General features: G+C 55.4%; 14 protein-coding genes. 5 read left to right on the top strand and 9 right to left on the bottom strand.

Going from position 1 to position 18,500, the window contains the following annotated elements:
- Positions 1 to 52: 52 nt before the first annotated feature.
- Positions 53 to 727 carry a hypothetical protein gene (locus M6D89_RS15560; RefSeq protein ID WP_253969017.1) on the top strand — a complete coding sequence of 225 codons (675 nt, stop codon included), beginning with the start codon at positions 53 to 55 and terminating at the stop codon, positions 725 to 727.
- Here the strand turns inward: M6D89_RS15560 and M6D89_RS15555 are convergent.
- The 9 genes from M6D89_RS15555 to tfpB all read right to left on the bottom strand — a co-directional run bounded on the left by M6D89_RS15555 (position 724) and on the right by tfpB (position 13,699).
- Entirely contained in the window at positions 724 to 1,560 is an 837-nt protein-coding gene (locus M6D89_RS15555) for a glycosyltransferase family 2 protein (protein ID WP_253969016.1), read from the bottom strand. The genes M6D89_RS15560 and M6D89_RS15555 overlap by 4 nt on opposite strands.
- Positions 1,561 to 1,579: 19 nt before the next feature.
- Positions 1,580 to 3,016, bottom strand: a complete 1,437-nt coding sequence (hldE, locus tag M6D89_RS15550; RefSeq protein ID WP_253969015.1) for a bifunctional D-glycero-beta-D-manno-heptose-7-phosphate kinase/D-glycero-beta-D-manno-heptose 1-phosphate adenylyltransferase HldE — start codon at positions 3,014 to 3,016, stop codon at positions 1,580 to 1,582.
- 12 nt (positions 3,017 to 3,028) lie between these two features.
- On the bottom strand, positions 3,029 to 4,801 hold the full coding sequence (gene msbA / locus M6D89_RS15545; RefSeq protein WP_253969014.1) for a lipid A export permease/ATP-binding protein MsbA: 1,773 nt from the start codon (positions 4,799 to 4,801) through the stop codon (positions 3,029 to 3,031).
- Positions 4,802 to 4,822: 21 nt separating this feature from the next.
- Complete coding sequence (locus M6D89_RS15540) at positions 4,823 to 5,596, bottom strand: glycosyltransferase family 2 protein (RefSeq protein WP_253969013.1); 774 nt, start codon at positions 5,594 to 5,596, stop codon at positions 4,823 to 4,825.
- On the bottom strand, positions 5,583 to 6,857 hold the full coding sequence (locus tag M6D89_RS15535) for an O-antigen ligase family protein (protein ID WP_253969012.1): 1,275 nt from the start codon (positions 6,855 to 6,857) through the stop codon (positions 5,583 to 5,585). Before M6D89_RS15535 ends, M6D89_RS15540 begins: the two co-directional genes overlap by 14 nt.
- An 83-nt stretch (positions 6,858 to 6,940) precedes the next feature.
- Positions 6,941 to 7,972 carry a lipopolysaccharide heptosyltransferase II gene (gene waaF, locus M6D89_RS15530; RefSeq protein WP_253969011.1) on the bottom strand — a complete coding sequence of 344 codons (1,032 nt, stop codon included), beginning with the start codon at positions 7,970 to 7,972 and terminating at the stop codon, positions 6,941 to 6,943.
- Between the two features lie 2 nt (positions 7,973 to 7,974).
- Complete coding sequence (locus tag M6D89_RS15525) at positions 7,975 to 8,904, bottom strand: branched-chain amino acid transaminase (RefSeq protein WP_253969010.1); 930 nt, start codon at positions 8,902 to 8,904, stop codon at positions 7,975 to 7,977.
- A gap of 63 nt (positions 8,905 to 8,967) precedes the next feature.
- On the bottom strand, positions 8,968 to 11,904 hold the full coding sequence (gene glnE, locus M6D89_RS15520; protein WP_253969009.1) for a bifunctional [glutamate--ammonia ligase]-adenylyl-L-tyrosine phosphorylase/[glutamate--ammonia-ligase] adenylyltransferase: 2,937 nt from the start codon (positions 11,902 to 11,904) through the stop codon (positions 8,968 to 8,970).
- A 16-nt stretch (positions 11,905 to 11,920) separates the two neighbouring features.
- Positions 11,921 to 13,699, bottom strand: a complete 1,779-nt coding sequence (gene tfpB, locus M6D89_RS15515) for a type IV pilus assembly ATPase TfpB (RefSeq protein ID WP_253969008.1) — start codon at positions 13,697 to 13,699, stop codon at positions 11,921 to 11,923.
- 131 nt (positions 13,700 to 13,830) lie between these two features.
- On the opposite strand from tfpB, the gene M6D89_RS15510 reads away from it, so the two are divergent.
- From M6D89_RS15510 to argA, 4 genes are all read left to right on the top strand, one after another.
- Positions 13,831 to 14,511 carry a TIGR00153 family protein gene (locus M6D89_RS15510; protein ID WP_253969007.1) on the top strand — a complete coding sequence of 227 codons (681 nt, stop codon included), beginning with the start codon at positions 13,831 to 13,833 and terminating at the stop codon, positions 14,509 to 14,511.
- A gap of 44 nt (positions 14,512 to 14,555) precedes the next feature.
- On the top strand, positions 14,556 to 15,830 hold the full coding sequence (locus M6D89_RS15505) for an inorganic phosphate transporter (protein ID WP_253969006.1): 1,275 nt from the start codon (positions 14,556 to 14,558) through the stop codon (positions 15,828 to 15,830).
- A 92-nt stretch (positions 15,831 to 15,922) separates the two neighbouring features.
- Positions 15,923 to 17,095, top strand: coding sequence for an acetylornithine deacetylase (gene argE / locus M6D89_RS15500; RefSeq protein ID WP_253969005.1), 1,173 nt, complete (start codon positions 15,923 to 15,925; stop codon positions 17,093 to 17,095).
- Positions 17,092 to 18,411 (top strand): amino-acid N-acetyltransferase, encoded by a 1,320-nt coding sequence (gene argA, locus M6D89_RS15495; RefSeq protein WP_253969004.1) that lies wholly within the window; start codon positions 17,092 to 17,094, stop codon positions 18,409 to 18,411. Before argE ends, argA begins: the two co-directional genes overlap by 4 nt.
- Positions 18,412 to 18,500: the final 89 nt, after the last annotated feature.

Raw genomic sequence — 18,500 nt, 5'->3', positions numbered from 1 at the left:
TGGCAATCGGTTATACTGTCGTTTTTACATCATTGAAAAAGCGACAATTTTCATGTCGAACATCAACCCCCGGCCGCTTCGCTATTTTATTCAGCTAATACTGCTACTGGTAGCTATGGCCGCTATTATTGTCTACTACCTATACGCTGGCGATGAGACTGCGCAAAGCGCCGCGCACGAAGGCGGCCCTATCGACTTATCCTCCGCGCTGGGTTATTTTTTGTGCGCAGCATTGATGCTATGGAAAGGCGGCAACCATGTACGAGAACACCACTGGCCACTAATTGTGGGGGTCACGCTGCTGGGCCTCCGAGAGCTGGACATGGACAAACGCTATTCCACCTTTGGATTATTCAAGAGCCAGACGTTTCGCTCGCCAGATGTCTCTTGGCTAGAGAAAGGCGTGTCAGTACTGATTGTTTTGGCTGTAGCCTGGCTGTTGGTACTCACAACCAAGCGTTATATCAAACCTCTTTTACTCGGCGCGTTGCGCTTTGAGGCGGTGGCGATTATCGCGGGAGTCAGTTGTGGCATGTTGTTTATCGCCCGCTTACTGGACGGTATCGCCCGTAAATTGGCAGTTTGGAATATCAGTTTTTCCGAACATCAGGAAATATTAACCACCATTGCCGAAGAAGTGTTAGAGCTGGGAGCCCCACTGGGCTTTATTCTGGCCTTTTTCGCCTACTATCGTATTTACCATCCTCGTGGACGTACTCAGCCTTAAAAAAACGTACGCTTACACCAGTGAATTAAGGTACGCCCAGCCGAAGGGCTAAAGTTTTTTTGGGGTTCGCACCAGCGTTCACCCATTTTAAGATAACGACGGTAAAAAAAACCGGGGGTTACTCCCCACTTATTCAGGAAAGTTTGGCGGCCAATATTCTTACCTAAGCGACGTGTACTTTTGCTGCCAAAATGATACACCCGGGCACGCCCTACGCCTTTAAAATAACGCACCCCGGCCTGCCAGAATTTCATACTCAAATCCGGATCGGAGTACATCCCCGGAGAGAATTCTTCACTCATACCGCCAACTTCACGCCACAAAGTAAAGGGAACCAATAGTGGCGGCCAGCTCGCCCCGCTCCAGTTTTGCGGAACTTCACTCTCCCCATGAAACCGCAATAAGCCGGCCTCATCAAAATCGTCCAAGTTATCACCAAAGTCTTGCACCTGGACACAGGCATTGCCGGTGAACTCCGGCTCAATCATGGTTCCGCTGAGCATAAAACGCTGATGGCCAACCATGTTTATCTCTTCGGCAAGAGCGGTATCCCAGCCCGGCAACACGTACATGTCATCATTAAGGTAAAGCAAATAGTCGTGTTTGACATGCTCAGTCGCGGAATTTAGGGCGACACAAACACCAACATTCTCGCGATGATGAACATAAGGAATTTGCTCAGCATCCAACCATTCGGTCGTACCATCCACACCTTCATTAACCACCACGATAACCTGATGTTTTACACGGCTGTGCAGCTCTAAGCTACGCAGAACATTCTGCAAATAGGCCAAGTTATTCCAGGTGGGTATGACGATTGAAAAAGTCTGCACTTGCTCCCCTTAACGCGCTCTACTGTGAGTCCACTTGTTTCACTATGCGTTCGACAATGCCTGTTGTCGAACAGTCGTCCACAAACTGCAGTACTCGGACCTCGCCGCCGTACTCGCGTACGATTGGAGCACCCACCACCTGCTCGGCCGTATAGTCACCACCTTTGACTAAAACATCCGGGCGCACTTGCCGCAAAAGAGACTCGGGGGTATCGCCGTCAAAACTAACCACCCAATCCACGGCCTCCAGACCCGCCAATACAGCCATGCGTCGCTCTACCGGATTAATAGGACGAGACGGCCCCTTTAACCGCGACACGGATTCATCGGCGTTGACAGCTACAATCAGACGATCACCCTGTTCACGCGCCGAAGCCAGATAACCCACATGTCCGGCGTGAATGATGTCAAAACAGCCGTTGGTAAAAACTATTTTCTCACCTTTGCGACGCGCTTCGTTCAGCGCCGACTGCAACTGTTCCAGAGAAACCACGCCCCGCTCAACCCCCTGCTCGCCCTCAACGGCCTGACGCAGCTCCGGCCCACTGACCGTCGCAGTACCCAGTTTACCCACCACCATACCAGCGGCGAGATTGGCGAGTCCAACCGACTCTGGCAGGCTGTAACCCGCGCCGATAGATGCCGATAAAACCGCGATAACGGTGTCACCGGCACCGGTCACATCAAAGACTTCGCGCGCGCGGGCAGGCAGATGTAACTCTGGGGCTCCCGGGCGCAAGAGTGTCATCCCCTGTTCACCCCGGGTAACCAAAAGTGCCTGCAAGTCCAGCTCGCGCATGAGGTTATTAGCTTTTTCAATTAGTATCTGCTCGCTGTCGCAGGGACCCACCACCGCTTCGAATTCGTGTAAATTTGGCGTTAACAAAGTGGCCCCACGATAGCGGGAAAACTCCACACCTTTGGGGTCGACCAACACCGGCACCCCCGCCTGGCGCGCCGCACTAATAAGTGCCTGGGGGTCTCCCAGCGAGCCTTTGGCGTAATCCGACAATACCAGAATATCGGTCTCATCCAGCTGCCGCTTTATCTTAAGCAAATGCTCGCTGCTATCGGCGGCGGTAAAAGACTCTTCAAAATCCATGCGTAACAATTGTTGGTGGCGACTCATAACCCGCAGTTTAGTGATCGTCGGCTTATCCATTGATACCTGCAGATCTGTATCGACTCCAGCTGCGCGGAGCTGCCCCTCTAACACAGTGGCCGCTTCATCGCGCCCGACAACGCTAATCAGCGCGGCCGAAGCACCCAGGGCGGCCAAGTTGAGCGCAACATTACCGGCCCCGCCAGCGCGATCATCGGTCTGGGAGACTTTCACCACTGGCACCGGCGCCTCGGGTGAAATACGCGAGGTGCCACCATGCCAGTAGCGATCCAGCATTAAATCGCCAATTACCAGTACCCGGGCGCGGTCAAACCGAGGCGAAGAGAGATGCATATAACTACCCTATTACAATGTAAGCGAATCGGACTGAGTGGCACTGTGCAAACGCGCATAATAGCCCTGCTTAGCCAATAGCTCGCTATGACTGCCTTGCTCCACAATGGTGCCTTCGTCCATCACCACGATCACGTCGGCGTTCTCAATGGTCGATAAGCGATGCGCCACCACAATGGTCGTGCGCCCGCGCGATACGGTTTCCAATGCTCGTTGAATGTAGCGTTCAGACTCGTTATCCAACGCCGAGGTCGCCTCATCGAGAATTAAGATGGGGGCATCTTTTAAAATAGCGCGGGCAATCGCCAAGCGCTGACGCTGACCACCGGACAATTTAGCGCCCCCTTCACCGATCACGGTGTCGTATCCCTGAGGCAGTTGCTCGATAAACTCCGATGCATAGGCCAGCTCAGCGGCCTGCTTTATCGTCTGGTGCTCAGTAGCATCCAGCGCACCGTAAGCGATATTCGCGGCCACCGAATCATTAAATAGCACAACCTGCTGGGTCACCAAAGCTATCTGAGCGCGCAGGCTCGCCAGATTGAATTCGTTAATGTCTTTATCGTCGAAGCGAATAGAACCTGTGTGGCCGTGATAAAACCGGGTGAGCAAGTTCATCAAGGTAGATTTACCGCTACCCGACTTACCGACCAGCGCCACCACCTGGCCGGGCTCAATATCTAAATCTATCCCCTTTATCGCCTCGCGCTCACTGCCGTCATAGGTAAAGTGCAAGTCGCGAATGCTCAGGGCGCCAGACACTCGCTGGGGCCGATAAATCCCATCATCTTGCTCGGGCTTCTCGTCCAACACCTGAAAAATACTATCGGCGGCGGCCACACCTTTTTGAATTACCGGCACCATCTCACTCAACTGACGCATGGGTTTTAACACCATCCCGACCGCCAAGAAGTAGGCAACAAAGGCGCCCGAATCCTGAATTTGCATCTGCCCAAGGGCGACCCACAAAAGCCCACCCATAGCGATTGCGACCAATATTTGAATCAGTGGCGTATTGAGTGTAGAGGTTAAAACAATCTTTAAATTCTGCAGGTAGTTGCGCCAACTGGCTTCCGCGAAACGGCGCTTTTCATATTCTTCACCACCAAAGCTACGCATCACCCGATAGCCGTTAATCATCTCCGAGGTGACCTGGGTAATATCGCCCATACTGTGCTGCACCTTGGTACTCAAGCGGCGCAAACGTTTACCCACATAACCCACTAACGCAGCAATTAACGGCACCACGGCCATCATCAACAGGGTCAACACCCAGTCTTTGTAAAACAAGTACCCCAACAGAGCGATGACGGTGGTGCCTTCGCGAATCATGGTTTTTAGGGCTTCGGTCGAGGCAGTGGTGACATTGTTAACATTAAACGTTACCAGTGACATTAACTGCCCTGAATCATTGCGCTCGTAATACTCGGCGGGCAAATACACCATGTGACTAAACAACTGAACCCGCAAGGTATCCACTACCCGATAGGATACCTTGGCGATAAAAAAGTTACCTAAAAAGCCACCGAAACCACGCACAAAAATGATGGCCAGGATAATAAGCGACGGCAACCAGAGTGGGCCGCGCTCTTCCGACTCAATAAAATTGAGCAGATACTCCATGTACTGAGCCATAGCTGGCTGTGAAGCCGAATAGACAATAAAGCCCAGCACGCTAATCAAAAAGCTTACCCAATAAGGCTTTACGTAACCTAAAAGGCGCAGATAAACCTTTAACGACGCGGTATCCGAGGAGCGGTTGGGGGAGCCTTGTTGTGAACTCATAATGCTCTCTATGCTCTAGACTTAAGAAGATTTTGTGCGCGTGCGCACCCACAAATCGGCGTATTTTGCAAAAGTCGCGTGGGACATCACCAGCGCTATCAGCAAACCTTGTCCGCCATCGAGAAAGCCGCGCTTGAGTATGTACATGCGCACAAAGCAACTCAAACCGTGTAAGCACGCCGATAACAGCGACCCTTTGCGCCCCTGTTCCTGCCGAGCGATGGCCCACTGTTCAGAGTACAGGGCAGATTTGCTAACCAGATGACGCACACTGTCATAAACATAGTGCAACAAATCTCCATCCAAGCGTTTGACCGGCAGCTTATTGGGATTTTGCAAACGCTCGTGAACCCGGGTATTGTCAAAGCCCGCGCTTTCGCGGGGATACAATCTAGGAATCCAGTCCGGGTACATCGCGGTATGTCGCATAAAACGCCCAAAGCACCAGCTTAAACGATTTACCTCATAGATACATTCGCCACCCTCTAATACGTTTAATATCTCCTGACGGAGTTTAGGGGTTACGCGCTCATCAGCGTCCAGAACAAAAACCCAACGCCCCTGGGCGAGTTGCTGAGCGCGCTGACGTTGTACACCAAAGCCTCGCCAATCTTCATTGATCTCGACCCGTGCTCCGAAGCTTGCCGCGACTTCGCAAGTTTGATCACTGCTACCAGAATCAAGCACAACGATCTCGTCGGCAAAACCAACCGACTGTAAACACTCAGCCAGCTTATCCGCTTCGTCCTTCACAATCAGAACAGCACTTAACTGAATCGCCTTAGCGGAGCTCAAGTTCCGCCTCCCGCTGCTGGGCGCAACGCATAAACCCCCAGATCACAGCGATAAAAAATACGTATAAGGTCACGCCGCTATTGTGACGAAAAAACGCCTGCGTCAACCCGAAAAGCGCCACCGAACTCACCAGGATAACCCCTGACATGGCAAACGCCTTAGCCTCGACTTGCTGGCTTTTCATTCGTATTGCTTCCACGGAGAAAATGGCTAGAGGCAGTAAGTACACTATCAGCAACGCGGCCAACCCCAGCAAACCACGTTTCACTGTCACATCCAACATATCGTTATGCACATGGGTAAAGTGGCTAACGCCTTTGCGTATTTTTTTGCCTTCGATGCGCTCAAGCATCGGCTCAATGTACCCCTCTTCGCCCCAGCCGACCCACGGCTTTTCATCTACCATAGTAGATGCCGCGCGCCACATTTCAAAACGCAGCCCCACCGAGCGCCCCACATGCTTGCCACTTAAATACTGCCCGACTTCGGTGACTCCGCGATTCACCCTCTCCTGAATACCCGTCTGAGGGACAAAATACAGCAGCACCACAAAGACTAGGCCGCCCACAATGCTGGCATACATCACCGTGCGCGGTAGATAGTTACGCAAATTTATAAACAGTATTAAAGCGATAAATGGCAGGGCCAACCACCCTCCACGGGCACCGGATAGAACCGATGCAATGACACCCAAAGTAGAACAGACCACGATCGCAAGCATCCAATACTGGCTTTTGTGCTGTTGCTTTGCCCATCCCAAACCCGCTAAGCACAAGCCGCTCATCAATATGGCCAAATTGCCAAACTGAATCGGGTTCATTAAACCAAAAGCCCGCTCACGTCCTTCCCAAAACATTTGCTCAAGGGCGAACAGCCCCGCTGACGCAGCACCTACACACAGCCCAGCCCACCAAAAAGCAGCAACCGGCCTCACCCCCAGAATCACTAACAGTGCCAAGGCTCCCAACAAGTAGCGACTTGGCTCTTCATAGTAACGCGACGAGGCACCATGAATCAGGTTAATAACGACGCTCACGGCAAAGTAACCGATCAATGTGGCCAGCAATATCTTGTCGCGGCGATTAAGCTTTAAAGCCGGGCGGGTCTTAGGCAGCCAGACTAAACCACTTAAAAAAATCAGTGCCGGACCATAGGAATAACCACTGGGGACTAAAAAACACAGAGCACAGGTCAACCCAATGCAGGCCGATATCCAGTAGCGAAATTTTACCGGCTCGGCACTCTCACCAATTGCTGTCATAAATTAAAATCCGACCTGTATAAAATACCCGTAGAACGGACGCCCAAGGTTGACGTTACTCATTGGGTTTACTTTGTTAATTCTTAACGACCCACCGACTCCTGCAACCTCAGATGGTTCAAAACCTGCTGAGGCTGCAAGTCTTCCAGACACCTTTTATGCTCCAAAGGACACTGCCGGGAAAAACAGGGCTGGCAGCTGAGCCCCAACGACAACGTGTTCACCTTCTCCCCCAGTGGCGGGGTAAAAGAGGGTGAGGTGGAGCCGTAAACCGCGACCAACGGGCGCCCCAAGGCTGCCGCGATATGCATTAAACCTGAGTCGTTGCTAACCACTGAATCGCTCGCCGCCATTAGATCGATCGCATCAGCTAAAGAGGTTTGCCCCGCGAGCGAGTGAACGTGGTCAGATCCTTTCAGGCACGCGATAATTTCTTGTGCCACAGGGGCATCTTTCGCCGATCCGAAAATCCATACTTGAAATCCGCGCTCAATCATCTCCCGCGCCACCTCGGCATAGTGACTCGCAGGCCACTGCTTCGAGGGGCCAAACTCGGCGCCAGGACACAAAGCCAGTACGGGACGATCAGCGTTTAATTGATATTTTCCCCGCAGCGCGGGTAGCCGACCAATATCCGCTACGAGCTCAGGGCGAGGCGCCGGGGGAAGCTCTGCCCCCGGGCGATAGGCCAGGGCAACGAAGCGATCGACCATTAACGGATAGCGCTCGGAGTCCAGCTTGCGGATATCATTGAGCAAGCCATAGCGCATTTCACCGCGCCAGCCCACACGTGTGGGAATGCCGGCAAACCCTGGGATAAGGGCTGACTTAAGTGAATTGGGAAGCACATAGGCACGGGTGTAGCCTTTGCAGGCCAGCTGGCGAGCGAGCTTCCAGCGCTGTTTGAGCATAATTTTGCCGTGCCCCACAGGCATATCAATCCCTGCTTCGATCTCGGGCATTCGCTCAATTAGGGGGCGACTCCAAGCCGGAGCCAAGACATCAATAGGCACATGTGGGTATTGTTGACGCAGCACTTTGAACAGTGACTGCGCCATCACCATATCGCCCACCCACGAGGGGCCGACGATCAGTATCCGCTCTCCCCCGGCCACGCTTAGCCTTTAACCGGTGCCAGCCACGCTTTGTGTTGCGCCAGCCGCCCCTTCACTGCATCGAAATACAAACTTTGCAGCTGGGTCGTCATCGGCCCGCGCTTGCCGGCGCCGATCTGACGACCATCCAGCTCGCGAATGGGCAGTACCTCGGCCGCAGTACCGGTAAAGAAAACTTCATCGGCCACATAGACTTCATCGCGGGTTATGCGTTTTTCGCGCACTTCGTATCCGCACTCGGCCGCCAGGGTGAAAATCGTGTTGCGGGTAATACCGTCCAGGCAAGAGGTCAGCTCGGGCGTGTAAATAATACCGTCGCGAATCACAAACACGTTTTCGCCACTGCCCTCGGCCACATAACCTTCGTTGTCCAAAAGCAGCGCCTCTTCACAACCGCTGTCCAACGCCTCTTGCAGGGCGAGCAGCGAGTTGATGTAGTGGCCGTTCGCTTTTGCCTTACACATGGAGATGTTCACATGGTGGCGGGTATAGCTTGAGGTACGCACTTTAATACCTAAATCCCGCGCTTCGGGCGACATATACGAGGGCCAGTTCCAGGCGGCCACCATCACGTGCACTCGCAGGTTATCGGCGCGCAGGCCCATCCCCTCAGAGCCGTAAAAAGCCATGGGGCGCAGGTAGCTCTCTTGCAGGTTGTTTTCCCGCACCACCAGTTTTTGCGCATCGTTCAATACGTCTTTTTCAAACGGAAGCTTCATGCGCATGATGTGCGCCGAGCGGTACAACCGGTCGGTGTGCTCCTGCAAACGAAAAATACAGGTGCCATCTTCGGCGGTTTCATAGGCGCGCACGCCTTCAAAAACGCCCATGCCGTAATGCAGGGTGTGGGTCAGTACGTGTACTCGGGCATCGCGCCACGGCACCAGTTCGCCATCCAGCCATATTACGCCGTCGCGATCGGCAAATGACATAGCCAACTCCTAAACAGTATCAAGTCATTCTGGGATTATGGGTTTAACGGCCGGCGATTGAGATCAATCCGGAAGCAACAGTTTGTGCCACCATTCGCTGACCTGTTTGCGCTCGGCGGCAAACTCCTGTGTACCTTGCAATATCGCCTGCTGGTGCTGTAGCGCGAGGCGGTGTCCGGTGGATCGGTAGGCCTTGTAGGCTTCGATCAGCTGCAATACCCCCTCAGCCGGTAGCAAGGTCTCCTGCTGCAGGGTCTCTAGTATGCGTATATTATCCGTATACCGGGTGAGCGCGGGCGCTTTGTGGGCCCACGCCAAAACGGCGTATTGAACCATAAATTCAATATCGACGATACCTCCGGCGTCCTGCTTAAGGTGAAATTTACCGCTATCTGTACCGCTACCCAAATGGGTGCGCATTTTTTCCCGCATCTCGACGACATCTTTGCGCAGCTTGACCGGGTCACGAGCTTGCTGCAGGAGCTCGGCGCGCACCTCGGCAAAGCGCTCGGCCAGTGCCTCACTACCTGCCACGGGGCGCGCTCGCACCAGCGCCTGGTGCTCCCACGTCCAGGCCTCGGTGCGCTGATACTTTTCGAACGCATCCATGGAGGCGACCAGCATCCCCGAATTGCCCGAAGGCCGCAGCCGCATATCCACTTCGTAAAGCTTGCCGGAAACGGTCTGGGTATTAAGAATATGGATAATCCGCTGTCCCAGGCGGGTGTAGAAAGTGATATTGTCCACTGACTTTTCCCCACCCGTTGCGCCGCCGGACCAGGCATCGTGAATAAACACCAAATCCAAATCCGAGCCATGCCCCAGCTCAATGCCGCCGAGCTTGCCGTAACCCACAATCGTGAGCTCCGGTTCGCGAGCCTCGCCACCTTCGGCGCGCGCGGGGTAGCCGTGGCGAGCCACCATTTGCTCCCAGGCCAACACCAGCACATGCTCAAGGATGACCTCGGCAATATAGGTCAGGTAGTCACTGACCTTCATCAGCGCCAAAGCGCCGGTGACCTCACTGGCCGCCACCCGCAGGGCGTGGGCACTGCGGAAATAGCGCAGTGACTCCATATGCCCCTCCAGATCGTCCCAGCCCAGGCGCAGCAGCTCGCGGCGCAACTCGTCGCGCAACTCGTCTTTATCGGGGGGCGCGTAAAGGCTTTCGGGCGTGAGCAGTTCGTCCAGCAAAATCGGATGCTGAGCCAGCTCGTTGGCGATCCAGGGACTGGCAGAACTGAGCTGCACCAGCTGCGTCAGCGCGGTGGGGTTTTCCACCAGTAGCACCAAATAGGCGCTGCGGCGAACCACCGCTAATACAAAAGGCAGTATTCGCTTGAGGGTCTGTTCCGGCTCGACTTTTTCGCTCGCGACAGTCGCTAGCAAGCGCGGCACAAAGGCATCCAGACGCGAGCGACTGGATGCCTGCATCGCGAGCACTTGGCGCGAGCTTTTCAGGTCCTGCAACCACTGCATTACCTGCTCGCCCTGGCTAAATCCCTGCGCGCTCAAAAACTCGAGCGCCTCGTCACCGGCAAGGCTCTCATCCCATAGCCCCAACCAGTTGGCCAACTCACTGTCGTCCATTTGGGTTTCGTCGTCCGGATCGGCAATCACTTGCTGGAACTCGGCGTTAACCCGCTCGCGATGGGCCACCAGCGCACTGTAAAAATCATCCCAGCCGGCAAAGCCCATCACATAAGCTAAACGGCTTTGACCGAAATCATCCAAAGGCAGAGACTGGGTTTGGCGGTCTTGATAACCCTGAATAGCGTGTTCGGTATTGCGTAAAAAAATATAGGCATCCAGCAAAGTCTGGCCACTGCCGCTCGGTAGGTATTTTTCTTTTTCCAGCATGGGCAAAAGCTTGCACACCTGCCGCTCGCGCAGGGCGATCTCTTTACCGCCTCGAATCAGCTGGAACAACTGCACCACGAACTCCACTTCGCGGATACCGCCCTCGCCCAGCTTAACGTCCAAATCCATGCCTTTGCGCTGCACCTGGCGGTTAATCAGCCCTTTCATATCCCGCAGCGAATCGATCACACTGAAATCCACATACTGGCGATAAGTGAAAGGCGCCAGCATCTGCATTAACTCTTTGCCAGCCGCTTCGCCGCCTTCAACCCAGGCCACGGGGCGCGCCTTGATCATCGCGTAGCGCTCCCAATCCCGCCCCTGGGATTGATAGTACCCCTCCATAGCATCAAAATTTTGCACCAAAGCGCCACTCTGGCCATGGGGGCGCAGACGCATATCCACCCGAAACACAAAACCGTCGACAGTTTGCGCATCCAGGGTCTTAATCAGCTTTTGTCCCAAGCGAACGAAAAACTCCTGGTTGCTTAAGTTTTTGCGCTCGCCGTTGGTTTCACCGGCCTCGGGGTAGGAAAAAATTAAGTCGATATCCGAGGAGACGTTCAACTCGCGGGCACCAAGCTTGCCCATTCCCAACACGACAAGTGGCTGCACCTCGTCGGTGTCGCGACCGATGGGTTGGCCATAGCGCTCTACCAGGGCGCGGTAGTGCCAGTTTAAACAGGCGCTGATGACGGTATCGGCAAAGGCGGACAGCTCGGCGGTAATCTCGCTCATATCCGCCAGGCGATTAAAATCGCGCCAGATAATCCGCACCATAGCGCGATTGCGGGCCAAACGCACCCGTCGGTCCAACTCGGCATCATCCTCGGCACTTAACAGCTGCTCGCTCAGTGCTGTCAGGCTATCGCTGCTTTGCGGCTCGTACAGATCACCGCTATCCACCAGAGACTGCAAGTGCTGGGGATTGCGATTACAGGTTTGCGCCACAAACTCACTGCAGCCCAACATCACCTCTAACTGCTCGGCAAACGCCTCGGGGGCGGCGGCGACCAACTCGTCCAACGACAGAGCTTGCTGAGTACAGGCCTCGGCCAGTGCCTCGCGCTGGCGGGCGGCCTGTTCGGTCAGGGCGCGAGGCATTTCTAAAGGCTTTGTATTAGCGGTATTTTGGGTCATAAACAACTCTTAGGTTTTAGCGTTCGCTGCGCTCCGGTGGCGGCGCCACACGCAGCACTTCTTCCATGGTGGTCAGGCCCGCGGCAATTTTTTGCGCGCCAGAAAGCCGGAGCGTGCGCATACCTTCACGCATGGCCTGTTTGCGCAATGCCTGCAAATTGCAGCGTTCGGTAATAAGGTCTTGAATGGAATCACTCAACATAAGGATTTCGTAGATGCCCTGACGCCCCAAATACCCGGTGTTGCGGCATTCCAAACACCCGACTGGGCGGTAGACTTTTTCCGGTACATTGACTTTCCAGGGCGACACTAGGGTATGCCAATCATCGGCTTTAATGCTCCCCTCTTCTTTACAGTGAGGACACAGGGTGCGCACCAGCCGCTGAGCCATAACCCCAAGCAAGGTGGCGTTGATCAAATACGAGGGGATACCCAAATCCAGCAGACGCGCGACCGACGCCGGGGCATCGTTGGTGTGTAACGTCGACAGCACCAAGTGGCCCGTCAGCGCAGCCTGCACGGCCATTTGTGCGGTTTCCAGGTCACGCATCTCCCCCACCATAATAATGTCGGGGTCCTGGCGCATCAGGGTGCGGATACCGGCGGCAAAATCCAGCTCGATCTTATGATGCACCTGGGTCTGATTGAAGCTCTCTTCCACCATCTCGATGGGGTCTTCAATGGTACTGACATTCACTTCGCTGGTAGCCAGCTTGCGCAGGGATGAATACAGAGTGGTGGTTTTACCCGAGCCGGTGGGCCCGGTAACCAATACGATGCCGTTGGGTCGGGTAAGCATACCGTCCCAGCGCTTAAAGTCATCCCCCACCAGCCCCAAGTCGTGAAAACTGCGCAGCAGCACCTCGGGGTCAAATATCCGCATCACCAGCTTTTCGCCAAAAGCGGTGGGCAAGGTGGACAGACGCAACTCTACCTCACTGTCATCGGCGCGCAGGGTTTTAATGCGGCCGTCCTGGGGTTTGCGCTTTTCAGCGATGTTCATGCGCCCCAGCACTTTAAAGCGGCTGACCACCGCCAGCGCCACCGAGGCGGGAAACTCGTAAACATCGTGCAACACACCGTCAATGCGAAAACGCACCCGGCCCATTTCCCGGCGCGGTTCGATATGAATGTCGCTGGCGCGCTGATCGTAAGCATACTGTAACAACCAGTCGACAATATTGACCACGTGCTGGTCGTCGGCATCGGCTTCGCCTAAAGATTTAAGCTCTACCAGCTGCTCAAAGTTGGTGGCGCCGGTCGCGCCAGGGCCGCCGCTGGCGCCCGTTACGGAGCGAGCCAGGGTATAAAATTCGACTTGGTAGCGCTCAACATGGGCGGGGTTGGCAAACACGCGCCTGACCCGCTTGCGGGCGACATGTTCCACCTGAGGCTCCCACCCTGAGACAAAAGGCTGGGCACAGGCAATAACCACCTCGTCAGGCGTCACCTCCACACAGAGGATATTGTGGCGCTTGGCAAAACCGTAAGACACCACTGAGGTCACTTTGGAAACATCAATTTTTAGCGGATCAATGTGTACCACCTCAAGCCCGGCACGCTCTGCCATCCAGCGCGTCAGCGCCTCGCCGTCCAGCAGCTTGCCCGGGCGCGCGGCGTCATCCATATTTTGCGTGGCGATATACGCCATGGGGTGCATCGCACTCTGGGCCCGGGTACGGTTGGCGCCCAACAGGATGTTGGCATCCGCGCGGCTTAAGCGTCCGTCGGCGACCAACTCGTTAATCACAAAGCGCAAATCCAACACTGTATCGGCCGGCACCGGCTGGGGCATAGCAGACTCCATTTTTATGCTCGCAAACCGCGATTGTAGCCCGCCGGCTGCGAATCCGTCACCCGCCCAGCGTGACCTGAGCGAACAATGTTTTTATACTGCCCGCTGATTCTGCGAGAGGAATAAAGAATATGGCTTTCAGCAACCCGTTTTCCAATATGTTTGGGCGCTCGCCCATCAAACCCATGCAAGAGCATATGACCGCCGTAGTAGAGGCCTCCAGCCGGTTATCAGGCTTCTTTGAGGCGGTGATCGCCAACGACTGGAGCCGGGCGGCCACCATTCAGAAAGAGATTTCTGAGATCGAAAGCCAGGCCGACGATATGAAAAAGCAGTTGCGCCTGCACCTACCCAAAAGTCTTTTCTTGCCCGTACCCCGCACCGATCTGCTGGAGCTTTTGGGCACCCAGGACCGCATTGCCAACAAGGCCCAGGACATCACCGGCATTATGCTGGGGCGCAAGATGTCGATTCCGGCCCAGCTGCAGCCCCAATTCACTGATTTCGTCCAATCGGCGCAAAAAACCGCCGAGCAAGCGCTGGCCGCCATCAATGAGCTGGATGAGCTACTGGAAACCGGCTTTAGCGGGCGCGAGGTCAGCCTGGTGGAAAATATGATTGAGAAACTCGACCAGTACGAGCGCATTAACGATCAGCAGCAGGTGGAGCTGCGCGCCGGACTTTTTGCCCTGGAAGCGGAACTTCCACCGGTGGATGTCATGTTTTTGTATCAAATTATTGATTGGATTGGCGATTTGGCCGACCGAGCACAAACCGTGGGCAGCCGCTTGCAGCTGTTGCTGGCCCGCTAACACTTACTTAATGATTAAGCACAGACTAAAAACTGGGGAATTCCATGACCGTGATTGCTGAATACGGCCAGATCTTACTCATACTCGCCTGTATTTTTGGCCTTTTTATGGCCTGGGGGGTAGGTGCCAACGATGTGGCGAATGCCATGGGGACATCCGTTGGCTCTAAGGCACTGACCATTAAACAGGCGATTATCATCGCCATGATCTTTGAATTCTTGGGGGCTTATCTCGCCGGGGGCGCGGTAACTTCAACCATTCGCAAAGGCATTGTCGACCCGGCGGTAATGTCGGGCTCACCCGAGCTATTAGTTTACGGGATGCTCTCGGCCCTCTTGGCAGCGGGCACCTGGCTGCTAATCGCCAGTATTCTGGGCTGGCCGGTCTCCACCACTCACTCCATTGTGGGGGCCATTGTGGGCTTTGCCGCCGTGGGGATTTCTGCCGATGCGGTCGCCTGGGGCAAGGTACTATCCATTGTTGCCAGCTGGGTAGTATCACCCATGCTCGCCGGCACCATCGCCTTCTTTATTTTCCGCTCGGTGCAAAGGCTGATCCTCAACACCGAAGATCCCATGAGCAATGCCCGTCGCTACATTCCCTTTTACATGTTTGCGGTGGGTTTTTTGATCGCCATGGTGACCTTGCTTAAGGGCTTAAAGCACGTATTCAAAGACAGCGGCTTTTCCCTCAGCTTTGTCGAAAGCGCCCTGGTTGCGGCGGTTATCGGCGCCATTGTCAGCGCCGTGGGGGTCGTCATGCTGCGCCGGGTTAAACCCGAAGCGACTCCGGCCTCGGGTAATCGTTTTGCCAATGTGGAAAAAATGTTCGCAATTTTGATGATTTTTACCGCCTGCGCTATGGCCTTTGCCCACGGCTCCAACGACGTTGCCAATGCGGTTGGGCCTCTGGCGGCAGTAATCAATGTGGTGAACTCCGGTGGCGTGGCCGCACAGTCGGTCATGCCCAGTTGGGTGCTATTGATTGGTGGTGTGGGTATTGTCATTGGTCTGGCGACTTACGGCTTTAAGGTAATGGCCACCATCGGTAAAAAGATTACCGAGTTAACCCCCAGCCGCGGGTTTGCCGCCGAGCTGGCCGCCGCGGCTACGGTGGTTCTGGCCTCGGGCACCGGCCTGCCCATTTCCACCACTCACACCCTGGTGGGTGCGGTATTGGGTGTGGGTCTGGCAAGAGGTATCGGCGCGCTGAATCTGGGCGTGGTGGGCTCTATCTTTATGTCCTGGGTGGTAACCCTACCCGCCGGTGCCGGCCTGTCCATTTTGTTCTTCTTTTTCTTCAAAGGTGTTTTCGGCTAAAAACGCCTGGCGCCGCCCTTATCCGGGCGGCGCCTTCTCATCCCCAGCCGTCATCTGGTTTATACTGGCGCTCCCAGTGTCGGAGTTGCTCAATGTCCAGATTCGATCTAAACCGCTATAAATCTTTTTTGCATCAACTCGTGGCCGAGCCCTCGGTGAGCTGCGCTGTGCCCTCGTGGGATATGAGTAACCAAAAGGTCATTGAGCGACTGGCCAACTGGCTTACCGAGCACGGCTTTGAATGCCAAATCATGCCGGTTCCCGATCACCCGGGTAAATTTAATTTGCTCGCCAGCATCGGCGCGGGCGACGGCGGACTCCTGTTTGCCGGCCACAGTGATACCGTGCCCTACGACGAACACCTGTGGCAAACTGACCCTCTTACCCTCAGCGAAAAAGATGGCCGCCTGTATGGCTTAGGCGCTACGGACATGAAAGGCTTTTTCCCCGCCGTGCTAGAAGCGGTCAAAGATCTGGATGCGGGCAAACTCAAACAGCCGGTGATGGTATTGGCTACCGCCGATGAAGAGAGCAGCATGAGTGGCGCGCGGGCACTGGCGGCCGCCGGCGGGTTAAAAGCGCGTTACGCGGTGGTGGGCGAGCCCACCAAAATGACGCCCATTCATATGCACAAAGGCATCCTAATGGAGGCGGTAAGGGTCAAAGGCGCGGCGGGTCACTCTTCCAACCCGGCGCTGGGTAACAGCGCCCTGGAAGCCATGCACGAGGTCATGGGCGAGTTGATTCGCTACCGCCAGGATTTACAACAGCGTCACCAAAACCCAGGGTTTGCGGTATCCATACCCACCTTAAATCTGGGCTGTATCCACGGCGGCGATGGCGCTAACCGAATCTGCGGCGAATGCGAGCTGCATTTTGATTTGCGCTCCATCCCGGGCATGCACAACGACCAGCTGCGCGAGCAGATTTCCGGTTTGTTGACCCCTATTGCCGAACGCCGCCAGCTGGACATTGTCTTTTCCACGCTTTTTGAAGGGGTAGATCCATTCCATCAGGACAAAAACTCCGAGCTGATCCGAACCTGTGAGCGGCTAACGGGGCAAGAAGCCACCAGCGTCGCCTTTGCCACCGAGGCGCCGTTTTTTCGCGACCTGGGACTGCAAACGGTAGTAATGGGCCCGGGCTCCATTGACCAGGCGCATCAGAGCAACGAATATATCGATATTAATCAGCTCGAACCCGCGGTCGAGACTCTGCGCCGTATGATCGAGCACTTTTGCATGGAAGAGACGCCCCCAGCATGAGCGACGAGCAACAACAAGATTACGTGAAGTGGTTTCGCCACTCATCCCCTTACATCAATGCCCACCGGGGCAAGACGTTTGTCGTCATGCTGCCCGGTGAAGCCCTGCGCGACGGCAACTTTAGCAACATTATTCACGACTTGGCGCTGCTCTCAAGCCTGGGCGTACGCCTGGTGTTGGTCCACGGCGCGCGCCCGCAAATTGATAGCCGACTGGCCCGCGATAATCGGCAAAGCCAGTTTCACAAGCGTTTGCGGATTACCGATACCGCCAGCCTCGAAGGGGTTATGCAGGCCATCGGTGAAGCCCGTATCACCATGGAAGCAGCCTTATCCACCGGGCTGCCCAACTCCCCCATGCACGGCTCGCGCATCGAAGTCATCAGCGGTAACTTTATCTCGGCCATGCCCTTGGGCGTGCTGGACGGAATCGATTTACAGCATACGGGCAAGGTGCGCCGGGTAAACGCCCGCCAGCTTACCCGTTCGCTGGACGCCGGCGCCATCGCCCTGCTTTCACCGCTGGGGTATTCCGCCACGGGCGAGGTCTTTAACCTCAGCTACAGTGACGTCGCCACCCAGGTCGCCAGCGCCATCCAAGCCGACAAGTTACTGGCCTACTGCGATAGCGATGGCGCCTACAACGAGCACGGCGAACTGATGCGCCAGCTGCCGTTAGCCCAGTGCAAAGACTATTTAGCGGCCCGCGCCGGACAACTGACCGATATGACCCGCCAGGCCCTCGAGAGTGCCTACAGCAGTTGCCTGCAAGGCGTGCAGCGCGCGCAACTGGTCAACTTTGCGAGCGATGGCGCCCTACTGGGCGAGCTGTTCACCCGCGACGGCCAGGGCACCATGGTCTATTCCGGCCAATACGAACAGCTGCGCACCGCCACCATCGACGATGTGGGCGGTATTATCGAGCTGATCGCTCCATTGGAAGAACAGGGCATTTTAGTGCGCCGTTCACGGGAGCTGCTGGAAACTGAAATTAAACAATTTCACGTGATGGAGAAAGACGGCACCATCATCGCCTGTGCCGCGCTCTACCCCTATGACGATGTGGCGGAGCTGGCCTGTGTGGCCACCCACCCGGATTACCGCAAAGGCGGCCGTGCGGGGCAGCTACTGGAGCAACTGGAGCAACAAGCCAGACGCCATGGGACCCGCACCCTGTTCGTGCTGACCACACAAACGGCCCACTGGTTTATCGAACACGGCTTTGTGCCCGGCGATATCGAGCAACTCCCCTTGCAGCGTCGCTCGCTGTACAACTATCAGCGCGGATCGAAGGTGTTTTTTAAAGAGATTGGGTGAATAGATGTCTGACGATCAATATCCGCCACAGCGATAGCCCAAGCCAATAAAGCAAGCTTTGGCGTCGGACATCAGACGTCCGTCATCCG

The organism is Gilvimarinus xylanilyticus (genome assembly GCF_024195295.1).
GTDB lineage: Bacteria > Pseudomonadota > Gammaproteobacteria > Pseudomonadales > Cellvibrionaceae > Gilvimarinus > Gilvimarinus xylanilyticus.
This window is presented reverse-complemented; position numbering and strand designations above follow the sequence as displayed.